This is a genomic window from Leucobacter albus (assembly GCF_039528015.1).
GTDB classification, from domain to species: domain Bacteria; phylum Actinomycetota; class Actinomycetes; order Actinomycetales; family Microbacteriaceae; genus Leucobacter; species Leucobacter albus.
On the sequence record NZ_BAAAKZ010000015.1, the window covers coordinates 1 to 23,381 of the forward strand.

The 23,381-nt window shown below is 68.5% G+C and carries 22 protein-coding genes; 8 read left to right on the plus strand and 14 right to left on the minus strand.

What is annotated here, in order from left to right; translation table 11 throughout:
* The 4 genes from ABD115_RS14525 to ABD115_RS14540 all read right to left on the minus strand — a co-directional run.
* A partial coding sequence (locus tag ABD115_RS14525) for a hypothetical protein (protein WP_343962138.1) occupies positions 1-1,160 on the minus strand: 1,160 nt, incomplete at its 3' end.
* 473 nt (positions 1,161-1,633) lie between these two features.
* Positions 1,634-1,939 (minus strand): chorismate mutase, encoded by a 306-nt coding sequence (locus ABD115_RS14530; protein WP_343962140.1) that lies wholly within the window; start codon positions 1,937-1,939, stop codon positions 1,634-1,636.
* A 16-nt stretch (positions 1,940-1,955) separates the two neighbouring features.
* The gene (locus ABD115_RS14535; RefSeq protein ID WP_343962142.1) at positions 1,956-3,242 is read right to left on the minus strand and encodes an adenylosuccinate synthase; all 1,287 of its coding nucleotides are present in this window, start codon (positions 3,240-3,242) and stop codon (positions 1,956-1,958) included.
* A gap of 152 nt (positions 3,243-3,394) precedes the next feature.
* Entirely contained in the window at positions 3,395-3,880 is a 486-nt protein-coding gene (locus ABD115_RS14540) for a Dps family protein (protein WP_382388653.1), read from the minus strand.
* Between the two features lie 170 nt (positions 3,881-4,050).
* On the opposite strand from ABD115_RS14540, the gene ABD115_RS14545 reads away from it, so the two are divergent.
* Positions 4,051-5,061 carry an epimerase gene (locus tag ABD115_RS14545; protein ID WP_343962147.1) on the plus strand — a complete coding sequence of 337 codons (1,011 nt, stop codon included), beginning with the start codon at positions 4,051-4,053 and terminating at the stop codon, positions 5,059-5,061.
* 95 nt (positions 5,062-5,156) lie between these two features.
* Positions 5,157-5,564 (plus strand): HNH endonuclease, encoded by a 408-nt coding sequence (locus tag ABD115_RS14550; RefSeq protein ID WP_343962148.1) that lies wholly within the window; start codon positions 5,157-5,159, stop codon positions 5,562-5,564.
* Between the two features lie 105 nt (positions 5,565-5,669).
* Here ABD115_RS14550 and ABD115_RS14555 read toward each other — a convergent pair whose 3' ends face one another.
* The 3 genes from ABD115_RS14555 to uriH all read right to left on the minus strand — a co-directional run bounded on the left by ABD115_RS14555 (position 5,670) and on the right by uriH (position 9,189).
* On the minus strand, positions 5,670-6,617 hold the full coding sequence (locus ABD115_RS14555) for a ribokinase (protein WP_343962150.1): 948 nt from the start codon (positions 6,615-6,617) through the stop codon (positions 5,670-5,672).
* A gap of 172 nt (positions 6,618-6,789) precedes the next feature.
* Positions 6,790-8,241: a uridine transporter UriT gene (gene uriT, locus ABD115_RS14560; RefSeq protein WP_343962152.1), complete on the minus strand. Its 1,452-nt coding sequence runs from the start codon at positions 8,239-8,241 to the stop codon at positions 6,790-6,792.
* Complete coding sequence (uriH, locus tag ABD115_RS14565; RefSeq protein WP_343962154.1) at positions 8,242-9,189, minus strand: uridine-preferring nucleoside hydrolase UriH; 948 nt, start codon at positions 9,187-9,189, stop codon at positions 8,242-8,244.
* 133 nt (positions 9,190-9,322) lie between these two features.
* On the opposite strand from uriH, the gene ABD115_RS14570 reads away from it, so the two are divergent.
* Positions 9,323-10,426 carry a LacI family DNA-binding transcriptional regulator gene (locus ABD115_RS14570; RefSeq protein ID WP_343962156.1) on the plus strand — a complete coding sequence of 368 codons (1,104 nt, stop codon included), beginning with the start codon at positions 9,323-9,325 and terminating at the stop codon, positions 10,424-10,426.
* Positions 10,427-10,439: 13 nt separating this feature from the next.
* Here ABD115_RS14570 and ABD115_RS14575 read toward each other — a convergent pair whose 3' ends face one another.
* Genes ABD115_RS14575 through ABD115_RS14585 form a run of 3 tightly spaced genes read right to left on the minus strand, consistent with a single transcriptional unit; the run spans position 10,440 to position 12,908 of the window.
* On the minus strand, positions 10,440-10,856 hold the full coding sequence (locus ABD115_RS14575; protein WP_343962158.1) for a DUF3151 domain-containing protein: 417 nt from the start codon (positions 10,854-10,856) through the stop codon (positions 10,440-10,442).
* The gene (locus ABD115_RS14580; protein WP_343962161.1) at positions 10,853-12,232 is read right to left on the minus strand and encodes a HAMP domain-containing sensor histidine kinase; all 1,380 of its coding nucleotides are present in this window, start codon (positions 12,230-12,232) and stop codon (positions 10,853-10,855) included. Before ABD115_RS14580 ends, ABD115_RS14575 begins: the two co-directional genes overlap by 4 nt.
* Complete coding sequence (locus ABD115_RS14585; protein WP_343962164.1) at positions 12,225-12,908, minus strand: response regulator transcription factor; 684 nt, start codon at positions 12,906-12,908, stop codon at positions 12,225-12,227. The genes ABD115_RS14580 and ABD115_RS14585 overlap by 8 nt, the downstream gene beginning before the upstream one ends.
* Before the next feature lie 178 nt (positions 12,909-13,086).
* Here ABD115_RS14585 and ABD115_RS14590 point away from each other — a divergent pair, with 178 nt between their 5' ends.
* From ABD115_RS14590 to ABD115_RS14605, 4 genes are read left to right on the plus strand one after another with little or no spacing between them, the layout of a single operon-like run.
* A complete protein-coding gene (locus ABD115_RS14590) occupies positions 13,087-13,659 on the plus strand; it encodes a hypothetical protein (RefSeq protein ID WP_343962166.1) in 573 nt (190 codons plus the stop codon).
* 3 nt (positions 13,660-13,662) lie between these two features.
* A complete protein-coding gene (locus ABD115_RS14595; protein WP_343962168.1) occupies positions 13,663-14,727 on the plus strand; it encodes a peptidoglycan-binding protein in 1,065 nt (354 codons plus the stop codon).
* Positions 14,724-15,449 (plus strand): ABC transporter ATP-binding protein, encoded by a 726-nt coding sequence (locus tag ABD115_RS14600; RefSeq protein WP_343962169.1) that lies wholly within the window; start codon positions 14,724-14,726, stop codon positions 15,447-15,449. Before ABD115_RS14595 ends, ABD115_RS14600 begins: the two co-directional genes overlap by 4 nt.
* Positions 15,446-16,681 (plus strand): ABC transporter permease, encoded by a 1,236-nt coding sequence (locus tag ABD115_RS14605; protein WP_343962170.1) that lies wholly within the window; start codon positions 15,446-15,448, stop codon positions 16,679-16,681. Before ABD115_RS14600 ends, ABD115_RS14605 begins: the two co-directional genes overlap by 4 nt.
* A gap of 35 nt (positions 16,682-16,716) precedes the next feature.
* Here the strand turns inward: ABD115_RS14605 and ABD115_RS14610 are convergent, their stop codons facing one another.
* Together ABD115_RS14610 and ABD115_RS14615 are read right to left on the minus strand one after the other, a co-directional pair.
* Complete coding sequence (locus tag ABD115_RS14610) at positions 16,717-17,490, minus strand: hypothetical protein (protein WP_343962173.1); 774 nt, start codon at positions 17,488-17,490, stop codon at positions 16,717-16,719.
* 71 nt (positions 17,491-17,561) lie between these two features.
* Positions 17,562-18,050 (minus strand): YajQ family cyclic di-GMP-binding protein, encoded by a 489-nt coding sequence (locus ABD115_RS14615; protein ID WP_343962174.1) that lies wholly within the window; start codon positions 18,048-18,050, stop codon positions 17,562-17,564.
* A gap of 266 nt (positions 18,051-18,316) precedes the next feature.
* Between ABD115_RS14615 and ABD115_RS14620 the strand changes: the two genes are divergently transcribed.
* The gene (locus tag ABD115_RS14620) at positions 18,317-19,738 is read left to right on the plus strand and encodes a dicarboxylate/amino acid:cation symporter (protein ID WP_343962220.1); all 1,422 of its coding nucleotides are present in this window, start codon (positions 18,317-18,319) and stop codon (positions 19,736-19,738) included.
* A gap of 806 nt (positions 19,739-20,544) precedes the next feature.
* Here the strand turns inward: ABD115_RS14620 and ABD115_RS14625 are convergent.
* The gene (locus ABD115_RS14625; RefSeq protein WP_343962175.1) at positions 20,545-22,125 is read right to left on the minus strand and encodes a class I adenylate-forming enzyme family protein; all 1,581 of its coding nucleotides are present in this window, start codon (positions 22,123-22,125) and stop codon (positions 20,545-20,547) included.
* 101 nt (positions 22,126-22,226) lie between these two features.
* Entirely contained in the window at positions 22,227-23,381 is a 1,155-nt protein-coding gene (locus tag ABD115_RS14630; RefSeq protein ID WP_343962177.1) for an acetyl-CoA C-acetyltransferase, read from the minus strand.

Sequence of the window (23,381 nt, forward strand, 5' to 3'; positions counted from 1 at the left end):
ATCGTCTCGGGCTGCAGCGTCGCGGTCTCATCAGGCTTAATCGTCACCGAATCAGCCTTCGCCTGCGGCTCCTCCACTGACATCGTGGCCTTACACGTTGCGGTACCGTTCGCCGGGGTAGTGACCGTCGCAGTCATGCCGTCGGCCGACATCTCCGGGGTTACGACCTCGCCGCCGACCGTACATTCCCACTTCACCGAGTACGCGCTCTCGGGAGTGTTACCGCCGGTCTTCTGGGCGGTAAAAGTGGTCTTTGCGCCGTCGGCTGGTGAGAGTATCTGCTGGATACCAGACTGAGACTCATCACCATTCGTCACCGCTGAACCGATCGTCTCTCCCGCCACCGAAGCGGTCACGGTGAATTCACCGTCTGAACCACCGGCCTGCACCACTTCCGCCTTAGCGTTGACCGTACTGAACACGATCGCGAAGGCTACGCCCTCACGCGACCGCGCATCGACGGCGTTACGGAACGTTGAGGAAATTGTCGTCGGCGCGTCTGCCGAAATCATCGTGATCCCGTACCCAGGAGCGCCGGCGGGCTTATCGCCCGACTTACAGGTCACCTCGGTTGTGCCGATTCCGGTGAACGAGTCGGTGCAGGCTGCCAACCAGCCAGCTGGCGTGACGTCCAAGTACTTCGCGAGTGGCTTATCAGAACGCCAAGTGATGCCCTCGTCGTTCCACGTGGACTCGGCGTCGGCGATAACGAGCGAGTAGCCACTCGTCACCGTCGAGTTCGTACGCGTGTCGGTGACGACAATGTTGTCGAGCGACACCGTATCGCGCTCACCGAAATCTACCGAGTACGACTCCTCGGGCAGCTCTTGGTACAGGGCGGGCTTGCCCGTCGTGCCGACGTAGTAGTCCTGCCCAGACTGATGCGCCCCGAGCACCGAGCCACCCCAGGTCGGCATTGCGACTGCCGAGACCCCGCTCGCCCCGTTGAGGCCTGTCTTCACGGTCGCGTCAAAGGTCATTTGATAGTTACCGAGGTTCACCGTCATAGCCTTGGTGATGCCAGCTGGGCTGGCTTCGATCTCAGCTTTGGCAATGCTGCCAAATTCGGCAAAGTCAATCCAGCAGAGCGCATCAGACTGCGGCCCACCGGTGCCGTAGCTACAGCCTTCGGTTGCGCCAGCCCCAGCGGGAGCTGCCATAGCAGGCGTTGCGATACCGGCCAGCGGTAGCGCCAAGAAAGAAGCCGCGATTACCGTCGGCAGTGTTTTCGTTCTCACATCATTCCTAGAAGTATGTTTGGCGGATACGTCTCAGGGGCAAGAACCGCGCACAGTATCCGCCCCCACGGATCGCATGAGCCCTGAACAGAGCCCACAAAATGTCATTGTGTGACATTTTGCAATGTCAGCCTATGACATTCTTTGTGCCATCGCTAGCAAACTGCCAAAACGAGGCGACTGTCGCGAAAGAGTACAACCCACGAGAGTGAGGAATCGCGCGAACGTCCACAAAACGGCACGCCAGAGGCTGCTCGGCGCTTGGCGTAACGGCATCACCAGCTCGCCGAGAAGCACGCGGGGCGGAAACGCCCGGCATGGGTCTCGAGGGCACCGGCGCGCGGTCTCACGCGACGTCGCAGGCTGCGCGACGAAGATTCAACTCGCAGCGGCGCCTACGCGTCGCGGGCGTCTGCCGCGAGCTGGGTGTGGTGCTGAATCACCTCAGCGACCACGAAGTTGAACCACTTCTCGGCGAATTCGGGGTCGAGGTGCGCGGCCTCGGCGAGGCTGCGCAGCCGCTCGATCTGCCGCGCCTCGCGCGCCGGGTCAGACGGCGGCATGGCGTGCTCTGCCTTGAGCTGGCCCACCTCCTGGGTGCACCGAAAGCGCTCAGCGAGCATGTGCACGAGCGCGGCATCGATGTTGTCGATGCTCGAGCGCAGCCGCCCGAGCCGCTCCTCAGGGGTGGGGCCAGTCATGTGCCTACCTCTCGTCTCAGCTCAGCAGATCGTGCAGCTCGACGACCTGCTCGCGCTCAGGGCCAACGCCGACTGCGGAGAACCTGGCGCCACTCATCGCTTCGAGCGCACGAATGTAGTCTTGCGCGTTCTTCGGCAGCTCCTCGAACGAACGGCAGCCGGTGATGTCTTCTTCCCAGCCTGGGAACTCCTGGTAGATCGGCTGCGCGTGGTGAAAGTCTGACTGGTTCACGGGCATCTCGTCGTGGCGCACCCCGTTCACGTCGTACGCGACGCAGACGGGGATCGACTTGATGCCCGAGAGCACGTCGAGCTTCGTGAGCACGAAGTCGGTGACGCCGTTGATGCGGGCAGCGTAGCGCGCCATCGGTGCGTCGTACCAGCCGCAGCGGCGCGCGCGCCCGGTTGTCACACCGAACTCGCCGCCCTTGGTCTGCAAGAACTCGCCCATCTCGTCGAACAGCTCGGTGGGGAACGGGCCGGCGCCAACGCGCGTCGTGTAGGCCTTGATCACCGCGATGATGCGGTCGATCTGATGCGGCGGCACGCCGGAGCCGGTCGAGGCGCCACCCGAGGTGGCGTTCGAGCTCGTCACGAACGGGTAGGTGCCGTGGTCGATGTCGAGCATCGTCGCCTGGCCCGCCTCGTACAGCACCGTCTTGTCGTCTTTCAGCGCGTTGTGCAGCAGCAGCCCGGTGTCGCACACCATCGGCTCGAGCAGCTCGCGGTAGCCGAGCAGGTCGTTCACGACCTCGTCGGCGTCGATCGCACGGCGGTTGTAGATCTTGACGAGCACCTGGTTCTTGAACTCGAGCGCCGCCTCGACCTTCTGGCGCAGAATACCCTCGTCGAAGATGTCTTGAATGCGAATGCCGACGCGGTTGATCTTGTCTGCGTAGGCGGGCCCGATGCCGCGGCCGGTCGTGCCGATCTGACGCTTGCCGAGAAAGCGCTCGGTGACCTTGTCGAGGGTGCGGTGGTACTCGGTGATGACGTGGGCGTTCGCACTCACCTTCAGCTTCGAGACGTCGACGCCGCGCTCCTTGAGCGCGTCGAGTTCGAGCTTAAGCACCGCGAGGTCGACGACCACGCCGTTCGCGATGACGGGCACGACACCGGGAGTGAGAATGCCCGACGGCAGCAGGTGCAACGCGTATTTCTGGTCGCCAATAACGACCGTGTGACCGGCGTTGTTGCCGCCGTTGAACTTCACGACGTAGTCAACTCGGCTCCCGAGCAGGTCGGTCGCCCGACCCTTTCCCTCATCGCCCCATTGGGCACCGGTGATCAGTACAGCGGGCATCTCAGCCCCTTCCTTCGCACTAGGCAGATACTGAGCCAGTCTAGCGGAGCGGCGCTTGCCATGCCCCGGGCCGCACAAAACCGCGCCCCGCTGCCCTGGGCGGGCTGCGGGGCGCGGCGCTGTGAGCGGCGTGTGAATCGCCGCCTGGCTTGTTAGGCCTCCGCGATGTGCGAGTGCAAGAACCAGCGATCTTTGTCGAGTTGCTGCGCAATCGCAATCGCGATGTCTTGGCTCACGGGGTCGATGTCTTCGAGCCCCTCGATCGCCGCGTAAATCGTCACGAGCGTGGCGTCGAGCTGCGCGACCATCTCGCGCACGGTGACGTCAGACTGCTGAAACCCGGGCGAGAGCTCCGGGGTCGTCGTGCGCGCGGCGACGGTCGAGACGCGCGCGTCGACCGGCAGGCCGAGCGCCACGATCCGCTCGGCGACCTCGTCGGCACCCGCCTGCGCGTTTGCCACGACGGTATCGAGAAACTCGTGCACGCCGATGAAGTTTGCGCCGCGCACGTGCCAGTGCGCCTGCTTCGCGTTCACGTGGAGCGCGACGAGGTCTTGCACCACGGGGCTGAGGTACTGGGCGACCCCACTCGGGCGATTCATGTCTCCCTGCGCGGCCGGGATGCGGGCTTGTTGCATAGTCATACTGGGCTTCCCTTCTCTCGGGAGCGCCCGTTCGTGCCGGGCACTCGGTGACCCCAGGCTACGCCGTTCAGCTGGGTATAGCACTAGCAGTTAGTCAAGTGTTCGCCACGAGCGAGCTAGGCTGGCCTCGCAGGCCACGTGCTGTTCACCTCGATTGGAGTGCCATGCCAGACAAACGCATCGTCTTTGGCGGCGCATCAGGGTTTCTCGGGTCTCGGCTGCGCGCCGAGTTTGAGGGCGATGGGTGGCAAGTGGCCACGATTGGGCGCAGCGGGGCCGACGCGACCTGGGGCGACACCGCCACCATTCTTCGCCTCGTCGACGGGGCCGACGCGGTGATCGGGCTCGCGGGCAAGAGCGTCGACTGCCGCTACACCGACGAGAACCGCGACGAGATTCTCCGCTCGCGCGTCGACACCACCCGCGCGCTCGCGGCGGCGATTGCGGCGAGCGAGCGCCCACCCGCGGTCTGGCTCAACGCGAGCACGGCGACGATCTACAGGCACGCGATGGATCGCCCCCAGACCGAGGCGAGCGGGGAGCTCGGCAGCGGGTTCTCCGTCGACATCGCCCGAAATTGGGAGCGCGAGTTCTTTGAGCCAGAGCTCCCCGGCACGCGCAGGGTGGCGTTGCGGATCGCAATTACCCTCGGCGACGGCCCGGCAACGAACATGCTGTTCAGGCTCGCGCGGCTCGGTCTCGGCGGGCCACAATTCGACGGCCCGTGGTTTGCGCACCGCCGCTACCGCGGCATCGGCCCAGACCCCAGCGAGCCGGCCGGCAAGGGGTGGCACCGCACGCGCGGCAGGCAGCGCTTCAGCTGGGTGCACATCGACGACGTGGTTGGAGCCGTGCGCTTCGCGCTCGGGAACGAGTCGCTCACCGGCCCGGTGAACGTCGTCTCCCCCGGCGCGAGCGATAACCGCACCGTGATGCGCACGCTGCGCCGAATTGTCGGGGCGCGGATCGGGTTGCCCGCGTTTCGCTGGATGCTCGAACCGGCAACGTGGGTGCTGCGCACCGAATCGGAGATGGTGCTCAAGAGCCGCTGGGTCGCACCCGAGACGCTCGTCGCAGCCGGCTACGAGTTTCGCTGGCCAGAGCTCGAGCCTGCGCTGCGCGACGTGAACGCCTCGCGAGCGCATGGCCGCGGCTTAGGCCGCGCCAAGGGGTAGCGCCCGGCCCGCTGGAGCCGGCAGGCGGAGGCGCTCGCGCGGGCGCGGCAGCCGGGCGCGGCGCGTTCGCGGGAGATTCCCGATACGGTGGATCCGTGCAAGCCCGTCGCAAGTACCCGAAGACGCGATCCGCCGCCGCGAGCGCCCGCTACGCCAAGCGGCGGAAGAGCAGGCTCGCACGCGTCGACAACGACCTCACCGACGCCGAGTGGCACAGCCTGCTCGACGCGTGGGGCGGCTGCGCCTACTGCCAGGGCGAGGGAGCTGCGCTGCAGCGCGATTGCGTGCAGCCCGTCTCTCGCGGCGGCCGCTACACGCTCGGCAACGTCGTGCCCGCGTGCGCCTCGTGCAACGCGAGCAAGCACAACTCAGAGGTCACCGGCTGGCTCAGGCGCAAGCGGCTCGACGAGCGCGCGTTTCTGCTGCGGCACGCGACTATTCTGCAGCAGCTCATGCCCGGCCCGCAGCCCGATGCGCAGCCCGACCCGCTGCCCGACCGGTAGCCCGACCGGTAGCCCGATCCACCGCCACGCGGCGACGAATAACACCGCGACCAATACCACCGCCCGCCGGCCGCGGCAGCCGGGGCGAGCGACGCGGCTCGCCAGTTACGCGTGCGCGTCGGTGAACTCGGCGAGCTCGGCGGGCGTCGGGTACGACGCCTGCGCGCCGGCGCGTGTGGCCGCGAAACTGCCGACCGTCGCGGCGTACCCCGCAGCCACGCCGAGGTGATCGCCCGCGGCGAGCCGCAGCGCGAGCGAGCCCATGAACGCGTCGCCGCAGCCCGTCGTGTCGACCGCGGTGACCCGCGGCGCCGGCACCACGGTCGCGTCGGAGCCGTCGCGGGTCGCCCCGTCGAACACGATGCTCCCCGCCGCGCCCGCGGTGACCACGGCGCGCGGGATCCCGCGCTCAGTGAGCGCAGCACGGGTGTGCTTGCCGCCCTCGCTGAGCACCTGCTCGGGGGTGAGCTCGAGTAGGTCAGCCGCCTCGTGCTCGTTGATGAGCAGAATGTTCGTGAGGCTCAGCAGCTCGTCGGGCACGGGGCCGTAAGGCGAGAGGTTGAGCAGCACCCTGGCCCCGGCTGCGCGGGCGCGGCGGGCGGCCTCAAGCACCACCTCCATGCTGACCTCGAGGCTCAGGCAGAGAATCTCGGCGCGCTCAAACAGCTCGGCCGCGGCGTCGAGCTCGGCGATGCCGAGCCGGCCGTTCGCGCCGGGCGAGACGATCACGGTGTTCTCGCCGGCCCCGTCGACGTTGATCACCGCGGTGCCGGTGGCGACCCCGTCGAGCGACGCGACGTGCGCCGTGTTCACGCCGGCGGCTTCGACCGAATCGCGCAGCAGCCTGCCGTTTGCATCGGCGCCGAGCGCGCCGACCATCGCGACGTTGCCGCCGAGCCTGCCAGCGGCGACGGCCTGGTTCGCGCCCTTGCCGCCGGGAATCACGCGCAGCTCGGAGCCCGTGAGCGTCTCGCCCGGCTGCGGGAAGCGTGCGGTCTGCACCACGAGGTCTGCGTTCAGTGAACCAACCACAAGAATGAGGCCGTCGGTCATGGTGGGGTCCTTTCGCGCCCGCGCTCCCCGCGTTGGCGGGGCGGGGGCGTCGTGCTGGCGGTTGTGCGGGGGGGGCTGGTGCTGGTGCTGGTGCTGGCGGCGAGTACGCGGGCGGGCCCCCGATCTGCCGCGGCACTGTCGGGGGCCCGAACCTAGAATACGGTGCTCGGTGCTACTTGCTCGCGGCCGCCGCCGGGGCTGCTTGCGCGGCCGGGGCCGATACTTCGGCGTCTGTGGGCGCGGGGATGAGGAAGCTCATCGCGAACCCGAGAATCGAGATCGCCGCGCCCGCGAGCATGCCGGCGCTGTACCCGGTGGTCGACGTGGGGTCGTCGGCCACGGTGAACAGCAATTGCACGGCGGGGAGGATCGCGAAGCTCACGCCGGCGCCCAGGTTGAACGCGCCAGCGTTCAGGCCTGGGAGGAAGCCGGGGTTGTCTTTCGGCGAGAGCACGATGCCCAGGCCGTTGAGCATGATGTTGCCGATGCCGGCGTAGGTAATGCCGAGCAAGATCGTGGTAGCGATGAGCACAGGTAGCGAGTGCACACCAACGAATGCCATCACGATGGTGCCGACGATCGTGCCGAGCATGCCGACGCGCATCACGGTGAGGTAGCCGAATGTCGGTGCGAGGCGGCCGGCGAACGGGCCGACGATCCACCCCGCGACCGCGTAGGGCATGAGGAACCAGAGCGACGTGAGATCGGCCCCCAGACCGAACCCGGCCTCGGCGTTCTGCGCGATCGACGCGACGAGGCCGTTCACCACAGCGAACACGCCGGTCATCGTGAGCAGCGTGGTGACGAGCAGCGCCCAGCTCGAGCGCTGCTTGAGGTAGCGCGGCGGGATGAGCGGGGCCGAGATCTTCGACTCGAGCACCCAGAACGCCCAGAACGAGGCGAGGCCGACGACCGGCAACGCCCAGATGATGAACCAGTTGCTGTCGTTCACCGCGCCGAGGAAGTTCAGGAACGTGAGGAACGAGCCGATCGAAACGACGAGGGGTACGACGCCGAGCCAGTCCATCTTCGTGCCCTGCGACGGGCGGCTCTCGGGCGCCCACACAATAACGCAGGCGATCGCGATCACCGCGACGACAGTCATCGTCCAGAACACGGAGCGGAAGCCGTGGTTGGCGACGAGCCAGCCACCGGCGAGCGCGTCGATGCCGGCGATGCCGCCGTTCACCGCGGTGATGATGCCCATCATGGTGCCGTAGCGCTTCGGGTCGTGGATCTCGTTGCGCAGCATGAGCAGCGTCACGGGCACCACCGGGCCGGTCACGCCCTGAATGATGCGGCCGACGAAGAGCATCTCGACGTTTGTCGCGAGCGCGGCGATCACCGTGCCAACGGCCATGATCGCGAGCATGCCAACGAGCACGCGCTTGCGCCCGATGATGTCTGACAGGCGCGGCAGGAACAGCGAGAACAGTGCCGCCGCCGTGAAGAACATGGTCTGCGAGAGACCGATCGTCGCGTCATCGGTGTTCAGCTCTTTCGCCATGGTGACGAGCGCGGGGCTGAGCATCGAGGCGTTGAGCTGGAAGGCGACGCAGGCCGCGAGCAGCGCGACCATGAGGGAACCGACGCGCACGGCCGGCTTCTGGGCGAGGGCGTTCATTTAGAAGTCGACCTCGCCGATGTTTTCGAGCGCCTCGGTGACGAGGTTCCAGAAGCGAGGGGCGTCGAGCTCGGTCGCGGCCCAAGTGGTGCAGTCTTCTGGCGCCTCTGCGCGGAAGTCTGCGACGGTCATGCCGAGCGTGAGGGTGCCGGTGAGCTCGATGTCGATCGGCACCTTGACGGTCTTCACGATGGTCGGGTCGATGACGTAGGCGACCGCGCACGGGTCGTGCACCGGGGGCGCGTCGAAGCCCTGGGCGTCTTTGTAGGCGAGCGCGAAGAAGTCGAGCAGCTCGCCAACGAACTTCGCCGGCTTCGTGCCGACGGCCGCGATCTGGGCGGCGACCTCGTCGGTCGCAAGCGCCTGGTGGGTGAGGTCGAGGCCGACCATCACGACGGGCCACTGCTCGTTGAACACGATGTGCGCGGCCTCGGGGTCGATCTTGATGTTGAACTCTGCGACCGCCGACCAGTTGCCGACGTGGTAGCCGCCGCCCATGAGCACGACCTCTTTCACGCGCTCGACGATGCGGGGCTCCTTGCGGGCAGCCATCGCGATGTTCGTGAGGCCGCCGGTCGGAACGAGGGTGACGGTGCCTGGCTCGTGCGCCATGATCGTGTCGATGATGAGGTCGATCGCGTGGCGCGGGTCGAGCTCGATCTCGGGCTCGGGCAGGGCGGGGCCGTCGAGGCCCGATTCGCCGTGGATGTCGGGGGCGACCTCGATGTTGCGCACGAGGGGGCGGTTGGCGCCGGCCGCGAACGGCACGCCGGTAATGCCGGCGACGCGGGCCACGGAGAGCGCGTTGCGCGTGACCTTCGGCAGCGTCTGGTTGCCGACAACGGTGGTCACCGCGAGCAGCTCGATCTCGGGGTTGCCGTGCGCGAGCAGCAGGGCAACGGCGTCGTCGTGTCCTGGGTCGCAGTCGAGAATGATCTTCTTAGTCAATTCCACATCCTTGGGGCCGGTACTCGCGCGGGCGCGGGCGGGCGGGTTGGGTACGTCAAGCGCTTTACGATAACACGCAAAGCGCTTGACGTTGCAACTCTGGAGCCTGAGAGCTCGCCGCTAGAATGAGGGAATGTCTCGACCCGAAGCTATCTCGCCGCGGCCGGCCCGCGTGACCGCCGCCGAGGTAGCCGAACTGGCCGGCACGTCGACGGCGACGGTATCGCTCGTGGTCAACGGAAAAACCGCAGGTCGCGTCTCGCAGGCGAACATCGAGCGGGTGCTCGCCGCTGTGCAAGAACTCGGGTATGTGGTCGATCACACCGCATCTTCACTCGCCAGGGGCACCTCAAACATCGTCATCCTTGTCGCACCAGACCTCTCGAATCCGTTCTACGGCGGCGTTATCTCTGGCATCAAGGCCGAGCTCGGCAGCGAATACCAGCTGCTACTCTCGGTGACCGGCGAGGGCCGCAACCCGAGCGCCGCAGACGTGCACCGCCTCGTGGCGCTGCGGCCGGCTGGCCTGCTCGTCGAGGCGCCCGACGACGAGTTTCTGCGCGACCTGCCAGCGGGCGCACCGCTCGTGCTGCTCGACGCCCCCGGCCGCGAGACCCAGGCGCCGACGGTGAACTTCGACCTCACAAGCGGCATCGGCGCGCTTCTCGATCATCTTGCCGCGCGCGGCCACACCCGCATCGGGTACCTCGACAGCCTCACCCGCACCGAGACCTTCGAGCTGCGCCGTGCGCTCATCGAGCAGGGGGCCGCCGAGCGCGGCATCGCATACGTCGGCATCCCCGCCGCCGCGAGCCTCATCGACCCCGACGGGGCCGCAGCCGCATTCACCGAGCACTGGCCGAGCTGGCGCGACGCGGGCGTCACCGCGCTCGTGTGCGCCACCGACTCACACGCCTACGGCGTGCTCGCCGCGACCCGCGAACTCGGCATCAGCGTGCCTGGCACCCTCGCCGTGACCGGCTTCGACAACCTCCCGGCGTCTGCGATCGTGTCGCCGGCGCTCACCACCGTCGAGCTGCCGGGCGAGGCACTCGGCCGCGGGGCGGTGCGGGCGCTGTGGAGTCAACGCTTGGAGGGCGGCGCTGCGGTTGGTGCGGGTGCGGGTGCGGGCGGCGATGCCACGGCAGCCGCCGGGGCCGGCGTCGGGGCGACAGCCGCCCAACGCTCGGCGGTGCCGCTCATCGGCGCGCGCCTCATCGTGCGCGATTCGTCATAGGGGCAAACCCCAACTACTGGGCAGCCTCGATGGCGGAAATCGCCTGCGGATCCGCCCCGTGCAAGAACTCGGTGAGGCGATCCACCTCGCCCGTCTCGCCGATCGCGGCGGCTGCGCGACGCAGCGCGTAGAGCGCGCGCAGCACGCCCCGGTTTGGCTCGTGCGACCACGGCACCGGGCCCTGGCCGCGCCAGCCCGACTTGCGCAGCGAGTCGAGCCCGCGGTGGTAACCGACGCGGGCGAACGCGTACGATTCGATCTCGGCGCCGGCTGCAGCCGCGCGGTCGGCGAGCTCAGCCCACGCGAGCGGCGACTCCGGGTGCTCGCGCACCACCTGTTCTGGGTCGGTGCCTGCGGCGAGCGCCGCGGCCACCTCCGTGTCGGGGGCGAGCAGGGTGGGTTCTGGGCCGAGCAGGTTCGTACCGATCATGTCGCCAGTGTAGCGAGCGCGGCTCTGAGCGGCAGGCGCACCTCGACGGCGAAGCGGGCCGCACCGCCCTCGCCGTCCGGCCGCGTGTCGGGCGCATCCGGGTCAACGACCCGCAGCGATCCACCGTGCGCCTGCGCCACAGCGTGCGCGATTGCGAGCCCGAGACCGCTGCCGGATGCGGCGCGCACTCGCCCGCCGCCGCGCACGAACGGCTCGTGCAGTCGCTCTCGAGTCTCGGGGTCGAGCGGTGCGGCGGCGTTGTGCACGCGCAGCACCGACTCCTCGCCCTCTGGCGCCCACGACACGTGAATCTCGCCACCCTCGGCCCCGTGCCTGGTCGCGTTGCCAAGCAGGTTATCAAGCAGCCGCCCGACGAGCTCGGGTTTCGCCTCGACGGTGTGCGGTGAGACCTCAACCGTGATGCACTGGTCGCGCGCCACAGCCCGGTCGCGATACGTCTCGAGCGATTCGGCTAGCAGCTCCTCCACGTCGTGCGGCGCAGCGTCGCCAACCTCGAACTCGCCGACCCCCATCTGCGCGCTCGTGAGTTCGAGCAGCGCCTCACCCATCGCGATGCTGCGCGCGTTCACCTCCCGCAGCTTCTCGGCGGCAGCGCGGTACTCCGCCGCGCTCGGCTCGGGCCCGTCGAGCAGCATGTCGAGCAACGCCTTCTCGGTGGCGAGCGGCGTGCGAAGCTCGTGCGAGGCGTTCGCGGCAAACAGTTGCTGCGCGCGGAAGGCGCGTTCAAGTCTGTCAAGCATCGCGTCGAGCGTGTCAGAGAGGTCGGTGAGTTCGTCGCGGGGGCCGCGCAGCGCGACCCTGCGGTCGAGTTTGTTCGGGGTGGCGGATCGCGCGGCCGCATTGATCGCGTGCAGCGGTGAGAGCACGCGCCCCGCGAGCAACCAGGCCGCGACCGAGCCGAGCACCACGATCACGAGCAGGGCGATGATCGACGCGAAGAGCAGCGTGTACAGGGCGTCAGACGCGTCTCGGATCTCAAGTGCGGGGACGGTGAGCATGAGCGAGTCTGGCGAGAAGAGCTCCGCGTCAACGCCAGTGCCCCCGAACGGGAGGGCCTCGCTGAAGTCATCGACGGGGTAGCCGTCGATGTTGTTGTCGATGTTGTTGTCGGAGTAGCCGTCGGGCGGCGCGTCACCAGCCCCGCCCGTCGGCCCCGCGGTCGCTGCGTTCAACGGGTCGGCATCGGTCGCGAGCTCAGCAGCGGTCGACACAGATTGGATTGCCCACACCGGCCCGTAGCGCATGAAGAGGTTGAGCCCGGCGACGATGATGCCCCCGCCGAGCGCGATGAGCAGCGCGACGCTGAGCGTGATGCGTGCTCGAATAGTGAGCCTGAAAGGGCCCCCCTTACGCATCGCTCGCCGCCCGCTCTGGCGCGCCGACGCGGTAGCCGACGCCAGGCACCGTGTGAATCACCCGCGGCTCGCCGAGGCGCTTGCGCAGCGTCGACATGGTGACGCGAATCGCGTTTGTGAAGGGGTCTGCGTTCTCGTCCCACGCCCGCTCGAGCAGTTGCTCAGCGCTCACAACACCTCCGTTCGCTTCAAGCAGCGCGCGCAGTAGCGCAAACTCCTTGCGGCTCAGGTGCACGTAGCGCCCATCGCGAAAGACCTCGCGGCGAAACGGGTCGAGCCTCAGCCCGTGCGCCTCGAGCACGGGCGGCAGCGGGGCAGCGTTGCGGCGGTGCAGTGCCTGGAGCCGCACGATCAGCTCGGGGAAGTCGAAGGGCTTCACGAGGTAGTCGTCGGCCCCGAGCGCGAAGCCGTCGACCTTCTCGTCGAGCAGCCCGGCGGCGGTGAGCATGAGCACGCGGGTGCCCGGAGCGTGTTCGACGACCCACCGGCACACGTCGTCGCCGTGCATGCCAGGCAGGTCGCGGTCGAGCAGCATCACGTCGTATTCGGTGTGGCCGAGCACCTCGACGGCGGTCTCGCCGTCGAGCGCAACGTCGGCGGCGATTGACGAGCGCCGCAGCACCGTCTGCACGGCCTCCGCGAGATACGCCTCGTCTTCAACTATCAGTACCCGCACGCTTGCCACCCTCTGTGTTCCAGGCCCCGGGGCGCTGCGCCCCGAGATCTCGACACAGTCAAACACGCCAGACATTAAGAAAAGATCTGCGAATTTGCAGACGCCCTGCTTAGCGGCCGCGCGCTGAACTGGGAACCGGTCGCGCTTTCGGCGGCCCACCAGACAGAAGGACACCCTGATGACACGCACAGCAGCACCACAGCAGCCGGCGAAGCTGCTCGCCGCAACGCAGCGCACCTCACCGCAGCACCGCCCCAATTTGCGCCGCCTCGCGTTGCTCACACTCCCGGTCGCAGCGCTGCTGCTCGCCGGTTGTTCGGCCCCCGGCGCGCAAGAAGACCCGGCAGAGTCGGGTGGCGGATCGGCCGAGACCCTACACAGCTGGTCGGTGAAATACGCCAAGTGCATGCAAGACGAGGGCATCGCCTACCCCGACCCACCGGCCGACGAGAACGGCGCGATGCAGGCGCTGAACATCGACGAGCTCGGCGGCATGGAGGTGTTCGAGGCTGCCGACGAGGTCTGCCAGGGCAAGATCGGGGCCCCGCCTGCTCCCACCGGCGCCGACGGCAAACCGATGACCGAGGAGAGCATGCGCAAGGAAACGCTCGAGCTCACCCGCTGCCTGCGCGAGCAGGGTATCGATGTCGAGGACCCGGCAGAGGGTCTCGGCCTCACCCTCACCGACGATATTCCCGAGGAGGCCTTTGAGGCCTGCGGTCTCGGCGGCATGATTTCGAGCGTGGGGTAGCGCATGCGAAAACTCTGGATCGGCGTCGCGGCCTGCGTCGCGGTTGCGGGCCTCGCGGCAACCGGCTTCGTGCTGCTGCAGCCCCCGCCCTCGCCTGAGGCGGCCAAGGCACCGCCCCGCTCCACCGCAGAGGTCGTGCGCGGAGACCTCTCCGAGCAGACGCTCGTGCAGGGCACCCTCGGCTACACCGGCGAGCGGGCCATCTCGGGCGCTGCTGGCACCCTGACCGGCGTCGCCCCTCCCGGCTCCGAGCTCACCGTCGGGGGCGAGCTCTTCGCCATCGACAACGTGCCCGTCGTCCTCTTCACGGGCGCGCTGCCGCAGTGGCGGGCGTTCGAGCTCGGCATGGAGCGCGGCCCAGACGTGCAGCAGCTCGAGGCCTCGCTCGCCGCCCTCGGCTATTTCTGGGCCGAGCCCGACGAGGTGTTCGACGCGAACACCCGCGTCGGCATCAGGCTCTGGCAAGAGGGCACGGGCCGCGACATCACCGGAACCATCGGCATGGGCGAGATCCACTTCGCCCCCGGGCCGCTGCGCATCGCCGCGGCGAAGCTCGAACCGGGCGCCCAGACCACCCCAGGCTCCGAGATCGTGCGCGTGACCGACCTCGGCAAGCGCGTCGAAGTCAACCTCAAGCTCGCACAGCAGAAGCTCGCCGTCGTTGGCGCGGCCGTCGAGATCGAGCTGCCTGGCGGCGCGAAGACCACGGGAAAGATCACCGCCGTGGATCCGCCCCGCGAACCCGAGCAGTCGGGCCAGGGCGGCGGCGAAACCGCCCCGATCGTGCCCGTAACGGTGCTGCTCGACAACGCCGACGACGCGAAGAGCATCGACCGCGCGACCGTGCGCGTCTCGTTCACGAGCGAGACGCGCGAAGACGTGCTCTCGGTGCCTGTTGGGGCGCTGCTCGCGCTCCCCGAAGGCGGCTACGGCGTCGACGTCGTGACCCCCGGCGCACGCGGCACCAAGCGAGTCGCCGTCGAAACCGGGCTGTTCGCCGGCGGGCTCGTCGAGATCACCGGCGCGGGCATCGAGGCTGGCACGAAGGTCGTGGTGGCCGAATCATGATCGTGCTCGAAGGGATCACCAAGAGCTTCGGCTCGCCGCCGACCGAGGTGCTGCGCGGCATCGACCTGCGCGTAAACGATGGCGAGTTTCTCGGCATCGTCGGCCCGTCTGGGTCGGGTAAATCGACCCTGCTCAACGTGCTCGGCACGCTCGACCGGCCGACAACCGGCAGGGTCGAGATCGCCGGCCGCGACGTCTCGGCGCTCAGCGACAACGCGCTCTCAGACGTGCGCGGGCACCGCATCGGGTTCGTGTTTCAGCAGTTTCACCTCACCGAGGGCCGATCGGCCATCGACAACGTCGGCGACGGGCTGCTCTACCGCGGAAAGACCCGCGCCGCCAGGCGGCGCGAGGCGGCCGCGGCGCTCGAACGCGTCGGGCTCGGGCACCGGCTGCAGCACCGCCCGCACCAGCTCTCCGGCGGCGAGCGCCAGCGCGTCGCGATCGCGCGGGCCACTGTCGGCCGCCCCGAGCTGCTGCTCGCCGACGAGCCGACAGGCAACCTCGATCAGGCCGCTGGCGCGAGCGTCATGCGGCTGCTCCACCAGCTCAACCGGGAAGGCACCACCATCGTCATGATTACGCACGACCGCGAGCTCGCGGCCTCGCTCCCGCGCCGCGTACGGGTGGTCGACGGGAGGCTCGTTGAGGGCGAGCAGGTGGGCGCTGGCGCGCCGGGCCCGGATTCGGTGCCAGCGGAGACGCGCGAGGTGTCGGCATGAGCCGCCCGGAGCGCTCCGCGCGCCTTGATTCCACCGTGCGGCCGGCTGCGCAGGAACGATCGCGACTGCGCGCCGTTGACCTGGTGCAGCTCAGCACCTCGGGGCTGCGCGCTCGGCCGCTGCGCGCTGTGCTGTCGGCGCTTGGCATCGCGATCGGCATCGCCGCGATGGTCGCGGTGCTCGGCATCTCGGCGTCGAGCCAAGCGAAGCTGCAGCAGCGGCTCGACGCGCTCGGTACGAACCTACTGACGGTCGAATCGGGCAAAGACCTGTTCGGGGCCGAGGCGCCGCTGCCGCAGGACTCGGCCGGCAGGGTGCTGCGCGTGGCTGGCGCGCTCGAATCGGCCAGCCTTGGCACCCTCACGGGCGTGCGGGTATACCGCAGCAACCTCATTCCCGCTGCCGAGACTGGCGGGCTCTCGGTGCGGGCCGTCGATACGGCGCTCGACCGGGTGCTCGCCGCCTCGATCCGCTCGGGCGCGTGGCTGAACGACGCGACCGCGGCGTTCCCCTCGGTCGTGCTCGGCAGCGCAGCGGCCCGCCAGCTCGGCATCGAGCAGCCAGGCACGCTCATCTGGCTCGGCGAGCAGCAGTTCACGGTGGTGGGCATTCTCGACCCTGTTGCGCTCGCCCCCGAGCTCGACACCTCCGCGCTTGTGGGGAATCAGGTTGCTGCCGAACGCCTCGGCTACGACGGCGCCCCGACCAGGCTGTACGTGCGCGCCGACGAGGAGACGCTCGCTAGCACGCGCAAGCTGCTGCCCCCGACGCTGTCACCAGAGAAGCCCGAATCGGTGAACGTGTCTCGGCCCTCAGACGCGCTTGCCGCGAAGGGCGCTGCAGACGAGACCTTCACCGGGCTACTGCTCGGGCTCGGGTCGCTTGGCCTGCTCGTTGGCGGGATCGGGGTCGCGAACACGATGATCATCTCGGTGATGGAGCGGCGGCGGGAAATCGGGTTGCGCCGCGCGATCGGAGCCCGCCGAGCCCACATCAGACGGCAGTTTCTCGGGGAGGCGCTCGTGCTGTCGGCGCTCGGAGGGCTCGCGGGGGCCGGGCTCGGGGCGCTCATCACCGCGGGGTTCGCGGCCTCAGGCGGGTGGCCGTTCGCGCTGCCCGCGTACGTGCCGCTCGCCGCGATCGGGTCGACGCTCGTCGTCGGGGCGCTCGCCGGCATCATGCCAGCCTGGCGTGCCGCGAAGGTGCCGCCCACGGTGGCGCTGAGCGGGTGAGCACGGGAGCGCGTGACTGGGCGGGGCCCGGCGGGCTACGCGGTGAACGAGAGCGAGCCGAGCACGCGCACGAGCTGCTCGTATTCCTCAGTTTCTGCGTAGGCCTTCGCTTCGTCAATGGATGCGAACACCCACTGGTTGTCGAGGCTGTACGAGCTCAGCTGGATGTTGGTCGTGAACAGGGCTGGCCCCTGCTCAACCTGCAACAGGTTGTACTGCATGCAGCCGGGAAGCGGCACGCTGTCGGCGAGTGAGAGGCTCGCGACTACCGCGCCATCGACGGGTGCCGCCTGGAACACGATGCGGGGCGCCGCGTAGCGGTCTGAGTCGGGGGCGGCAGCAACGTAGCCGGGCAGCTCGACCTCGCGGCTGTCAAGCTCTTCGAGTTCGAGCACGGGGTCGGCCGGCCCGCACGACCCACCCATGCCCTGCGCTCGGTTCGAGAACTGCAGCTTCTGCTCGCCCGCTGGGTTCAGCACGCCAAACAGGTACGAGTCGGTCGCGGGGTCTGCGCCGAGCTCAGTGACCGACCAGCCGGGCGGCAGCTCGAAGGAGTGCGGGATGCGCGGGTCGGTGAAGCGCTCCCACACCTCGGGTGCCTGCTCAGGCGCTTCCTTCGTCGAGGCCTCAGCCTGCTCACTTGCCGCGGGCTGCGCTGGGGCCTGCTGCGCGCAGCCGGTCAGTGCCCCGGTGAGCGCAATCGACGCAGCAAGCAGCGTGATCACCGCCGCCTTGCGGTTGACGCGGTAGCGGCCTAGCTCTTCACGTGCTGCGTTTCGACTGCTTCGAACTTCCCTTACCAAATCCATAGCTTCAGCATAGGGCAGCGCGCATCGCTGCGGCCCCTCCCGACTGCAGAAGGGGCGCAGTGCCTCGCCCGCTAGCGGTAGTTCACAAACTGCAGGGCGACATCGATGTCGGCGCCCTTGAGCAGCGCCATCGTCGCCTGCAGGTCGTCGCGGCTCTTCGACGAGACGCGCAGCTCGTCGCCCTGAATCTGCGACTTCACGCCCTTGGGGCCCTCGTCGCGAATGAGCTTGTTCAGCTTCTTCGCGGTTGCCTGGTCGATGCCCTCTTTGAGCTTCGTCTCGATGCGATATTCCTTGCCGCTCGCGTAGGGCTCACCCGAGTCGAGCACCTTCAGCGACATGCCCCGCTTGATGATCTTCGACTGCAGCACGTCGAGCACCGCATTGGCGCGCTCCTCGGTGTTTGCCTTAATCAGAATTGTCTCGCCGGAGTACGACACGTCTGCGCCGACGCCCTTGAAGTCGTAGCGCTGCTCGACCTCCTTGCGGGCCTGGTTCACGGCGTTCTCGACCTCCATAGAGTCGATCTTGCTCACAACGTCAAAAGAGGAATCAGCCATGCCTTAAGCGTAGACGAAAGGGCGTGCAATGCGTAGCGAGCCGCGGATCCGCCCCCTCACGCCGCTGTCACAAAATGTAATGCGTGTCATAACAGAAGCGAAAGTGTTGCTAGGATCGAGTGCTGTCGCCAGTTATGACCCCCGGCTGGCGCGACGCTGAAAGGATCACCATGTCGACACCGGCATCCCCGCCCGCCAACACCACCGAGCACACCGCGCCAGCGGCCCCCGCCTCGGCTAACAACAAGCGCCGCCTCCCGAAGTGGATGACGTCGTTCGGCTGGCAGATTCTCGCGGCGCTCGTGCTCGGCCTCGCGCTCGGCGCGCTCGCCCTGAACCTCGGCCCCGACGCCGAGGGCAACCCGAACGGGCTGCACGCGACGCTCAAGGTCATCGGCTCGAGCTACGTCACGCTGCTGCGCGCCGCGGTCGTGCCGCTCATCTTCACCGCGATCGTGTCGAGCATCGTCGGCCTGCGCAAGGTGACGAACGCCGCCCGCCTCGCCGGCCAGACACTGCTGTGGTTCGCGATCACGGCGCTCATCGCCGTCGCGATCGGCATCACGCTCGGCGTCACGCTGCGCCCGGGTGAAACCGCGTCGGGCTCAGACCTCGAGCCGTCAGACCCCTACACCGTCGGCACGTGGTGGAACTTCTTGACCGGGCTCGTGCCACAGAACTTCCTCGGGCTCGGCCTCTCGGGCGGCGTAAACCCCGAGACCGGCGCGCTGGCCGCGAGCGCAAGCTTCAACGTGCTGCAGGTCATCGTCGTCTCTGCCGCCGTCGGCATCGCGGCGCTGAAGATCGGAAAGAAGGCCGAACCGTTCATTCAACTCACCGAGTCGGCACTCACCATCATTCAGAAGGTGCTCTGGTGGATCATTCGCATCGCGCCCATCGGCACGCTCGGCCTCATCGGCAACGCGATCGTCGAGTACGGCTGGGACAAGATGGGCACGCTCACCCTGTTCGTCGCCGTGCTGTACCTCGGCCTCGCGATCGTACTGTTCGTCGTCTACCCCGTGCTCGTGAAGGCGCACGGGCTCTCCATTCGCCAGTACTTCTCTGGCGTTTGGCCCGCGGTGCAGCTCGGGTTCGTGAGCCGCTCGTCGATCGGCACCCTGCCGCTCACCCAGCGCGTCACCGAGCGCAACCTCGGCGTGCCACGCGGCTACGCGTCGTTCGCGGTGCCGCTCGGGGCAACCACGAAGATGGACGGCTGCGCCGCGATCTACCCGGCGGTGTCAGCGATCTTCATCGCGCAGTTCTTCGGCATCGAGCTCTCGCTCGTGCAGTACCTGCTCATCGCGCTCGTCTCGGTGCTCGGCTCGGCCGCCACCGCCGGCACGACCGGCGCGACCGTGATGCTCACGCTCACGCTCTCGACGCTCGGGCTGCCGCTTGAGGGCGTCGGCCTGCTGCTCGCGGTCGATCCGATCGTCGACATGGGCCGCACCGCGGTGAACGTCGCTGGCCAGGCCCTCGTGCCCACGATCGTCGCCAAGCGCGAGGGAATTCTCGACGAGTCGCTCTACAACGCGCCCCGCCAGGGCCTCGCGTTCGACAACACCGATACCGACTCCGAGCTGGAGGCCGGCACGGGCGCCGCGGCGGAATCGGCTGCTGAGCCGGTTGCTGAGCCGGCTGCTGAGCCCGCTGCTGAGCCCGCTGCTAGAGGCACGCGGTAGCCGCGCGTCGGCGCAGGCCTCGCTGCACGAACGGGCGGGTGGTGGATCTCACAGAGATCCACCACCCGCCCGTTTTGGTGACGGCCCGCCGCGGGGCCCTGCCTGCCTCGCCGCGTCGGGATTCTCGCGCGTCACCATGTTTTCGCCGCGTCACCATGCAAATGCCGGGTATTTGGGTGGTGACGCGGCGAAAAGGGTCTGAGGGAGTGGAATGGGGCAGTTTTGGGCGGTGGCCTTGGTGCGGGGCTTGGGTGAGGGGCTTCCATGCCTCGGGTGGTGGCGGCGCCCGGTGGGGCGGAGCGGGATATTGCGCGCAGGAGGGGTCGGGGTCGGGGTTGGGGCTGGGCCGGATGAGTCTGACGGGGTGGTGGGGCTGGGGCCCGGGCCGGGGACTGGGGTCCGGGGGCTGGGGCTGGGGCTGGGGCTGGGGCTGAGGCCGGGGTCTGGGGGCTATGGGCTGAGGCCGGGTGCCGCAGGCCCGGGGAGATTGATTCCCGGCCCGCTGGGACTATCCGGGTGGTCACCCTGCTGGCCCACACCCCACCAGGCCGGCCCAGCCGCTTGGCATGGTTGCGCGTCACCATGTTTTCGCCGCGTCACCATGCAAATGCCGGGTATTTGGGTGGTGACGCGGCGAAAAGGGTCTGAGGGAGCGAAGTTGGGGTGCGGGGTGGGTGCGGGGTGGGTGCGGGGTGAGTGCGGCGGAGGCTCTGGGCCCCGGAGCCCAGGGCCCGGAGCCCGGGGCCCGGGGCCCAGAGCCCGGAGCAAGTCAGGCTCGCGGCACCGCCCGCCCTCGCGGCGCCCGGTTACAGAGCCGCCGCAGCCTCCCTGATCTCGCTGCGGAGCACGTGCTTGAGGATCTTGCCCGACGCATTGCGCGGAATGTCGCGAAACACGAGCTCACGTGGCAGCTTGTAGTCAGCGAGGTACTCGGCCCCGTGCTCGCGCAGGCCCTCGAGCGTTGCCGCGGCGCCGGGGGCAAGCGTCACGACGGCGACGATCGTCTCGCCGAAGGTGTCGTGCTCGCGGCTCACGATCGCGACGTCTTGCACCGCGGGGTGGCCGGCAAGCGCGTTCTCGACCTCAACCGAGTAAACGTTGCGCCCGCCCGTGATGATCATGTCTTTCAGCCTGTCGACGACGGTGATGAAGCCATCGGCGTCGCGCACCGCGAGGTCTCCAGTGTGCAGCCAGCCGTCTCGAATAGCCTCGGCCGTCGCCTCTGGCTTGTTCCAGTACCCCTTCATGATGGCCTCGCCCCGCAAGATGATCTCGCCAGTCACGCCGACGGCAACGTCTTCGCCAGCCTCGTTAACGAGCCGCACCTCACAGTTGACGGTCGACCAACGCCCGGTTGCATCGGGCCTGGCGGCGACCTCTTCTGGTGTCGAATAGATGCCAGACGGGCCGCCCTCGGTCGGCCCGCACAGCTGCATGAAGCCAACGCTCGGAAGCGTAGCGACGAGCTTTTCAACGGCGGTCGCGGGCATCGGCGCCGCCCCGAAGAACCCGAGCCGCCAGCTCGACAGGTCGCGCTGCTCGATGCCCGGCACCGTGAGCATGAGTTGGTACATCGTCGGCACCCCGAGGAAGACGGAGATGCGGTGCCTCTCGAGCGCGTCGAGCACCGCGGCTGGCTCAAACGCGGGCAGCACGACGTGCGTTGTGCCCATCGAGAAGCCGCTGAGCACGAAGAGCACGAGCTCGGCGCAGTGATACATCGGCGCGACGTGCAGGTTGCGGTCGAAGGAGCTCACGCCCAGCGCGGCCATGCCGTTGCCCACCCACAGCAGCCGGTGGTGGTCAAACAGCGCCCCCTTGGGTTGCCCGGTCGTGCCCGAGGTGTAGATGATCATGCAGTCGTCGTCTTCGCTCACGTCGACTCGCGGGGCGTCGCTCGGCATCGTTGCGGCGAGCGCGTGGAAGTCGGGGAAGCCGTCGGCGCCGTCGAGCGCCAGCAGCTGCGCGGCAGGGGCCGCGGCCGCCTCGGCAGGCATCGCGGCGCCCCCGGCCGGCGCCTCCAGACCCGCCAGGCCGCGCACGGCGGCCGCGGTCGCGTCGGCAAACAGCAGCACCGCCGCCCCAGAGTCTTCGAGCAGGTACGCGAGCTCGCGCGCGGTGGAGCGGGGGTTGAACGGCGTCACGATCGCCCCGATCTTGAAGGCCCCGTAGATCGCGAGCACGAACCTGTCGGAGTTCGGCGACAGCACCGCGACGCGGTCGCCCTTCGAGACGCCGAGCGACAGCAGCGCGTTCGCGTACTGGTTGACCTCGCGGTCAAGCTCGACGTAGCTGCGCTCAGTCACCTCCGCTCCTTCAAAGATCAGCGCTGGCCGGTCGGGGTGGCGCTGCGCGTTTACGGCGAGTAGTGAACCAAGAGTTGCCATCGTGTACTCCTTCGTACGTGTGGGTCGTGGAACTTGTGGGTTGTGTGGCCCGGCGGGCAGGCGGGCGGGGCCGCCCCGACCTGCCGGGCCGCCGAGCTGGCTCAGCCGAGCCGCTCGATGATGGTGACGTTTGCCTGGCCGCCGCCCTCGCACATCGTCTGCAGCCCAAAACGGCCACCGGTGCGCTCGAGCTCGTGCAGCATGCTCGTCATCAGCCGGGTGCCGGTCGCGCCGATCGGGTGGCCGAGGGCGATCGCGCCGCCGTTCGGGTTCACACGCTCGGGGTCTGCCCCGGTTTCTTGGAGCCAGGCAAGCACCACGGGGGCAAATGCCTCGTTGATCTCGACGACGTCCATGTCGTCGATCGTGAGCCCCGTGCGCTCGAGGGCGCGCTGAGTCGCGGGGATGGGGGCCGAAAGCATCATGATGGGGTCGGCGCCGAGCACGGTGAGATGGTGGATCCGCGCCCGTGGCGTGAACCCGTGTCGGCGTACTGCGGCCTCCGAAGCAATGAGCATGCCCGAAGCCCCGTCTGAGATTTGGCTCGCTACGGCGGCGGTCAGCCTGCTCCCCTCGGAGAGCGCGGGCAGCCCGGCCATCTTTTCGAGCGTCGTGTCGGCGCGCGGGCCCTCGTCGGCCGCGAGGTCACCGAACGGCACGATCTCGCGCTCGAAGTAGCCTGCGTTCGCGGCGCTCACCGCGCGGCGGTGGCTTTCGAGCGCGAAGCGCTCCATCTCCTCTCGTTCGATGCCCCACTTTGCGGCGAGCAGATCGGCACCACGAAACTGCGACACAACCTCGTCACCGTACCGAGCGCGCCACTTTTCGGAGCCGGAGTACGGGTCAGGCACCCCGAAGGCCTTGCCCGCCTCCGCCGAAGACATGAGCGGAATCTGGCTCATGTTCTGCACCCCGCCGGCGAAGATGAGATCGGCAGTGCCGCTCATCACCGCCTGCGCAGCGAAGTGCACGGCCTGCTGCGAAGAGCCGCACTGCCTATCAATAGTCACCCCCGGAACCGTCTCTGGGAGCCCTGCGGCGAGCGCGGCGGTGCGCGCGATATCGCCGGCCTGCGGCCCGATCGTGTCGATGCAGCCGAGAATGACGTCGTCAATGAGGGCTGGGTCGAAGCCGTTGCGGCTCACCACCACCTCGATGACGTGCGCTGCGAGATCGGCAGGGTGCACCCCTGCGAGCGCGCCGCCGCGGCGCCCGACCGGGGTGCGGGCGGCGTCGATGATGTATGCCTCTGACAT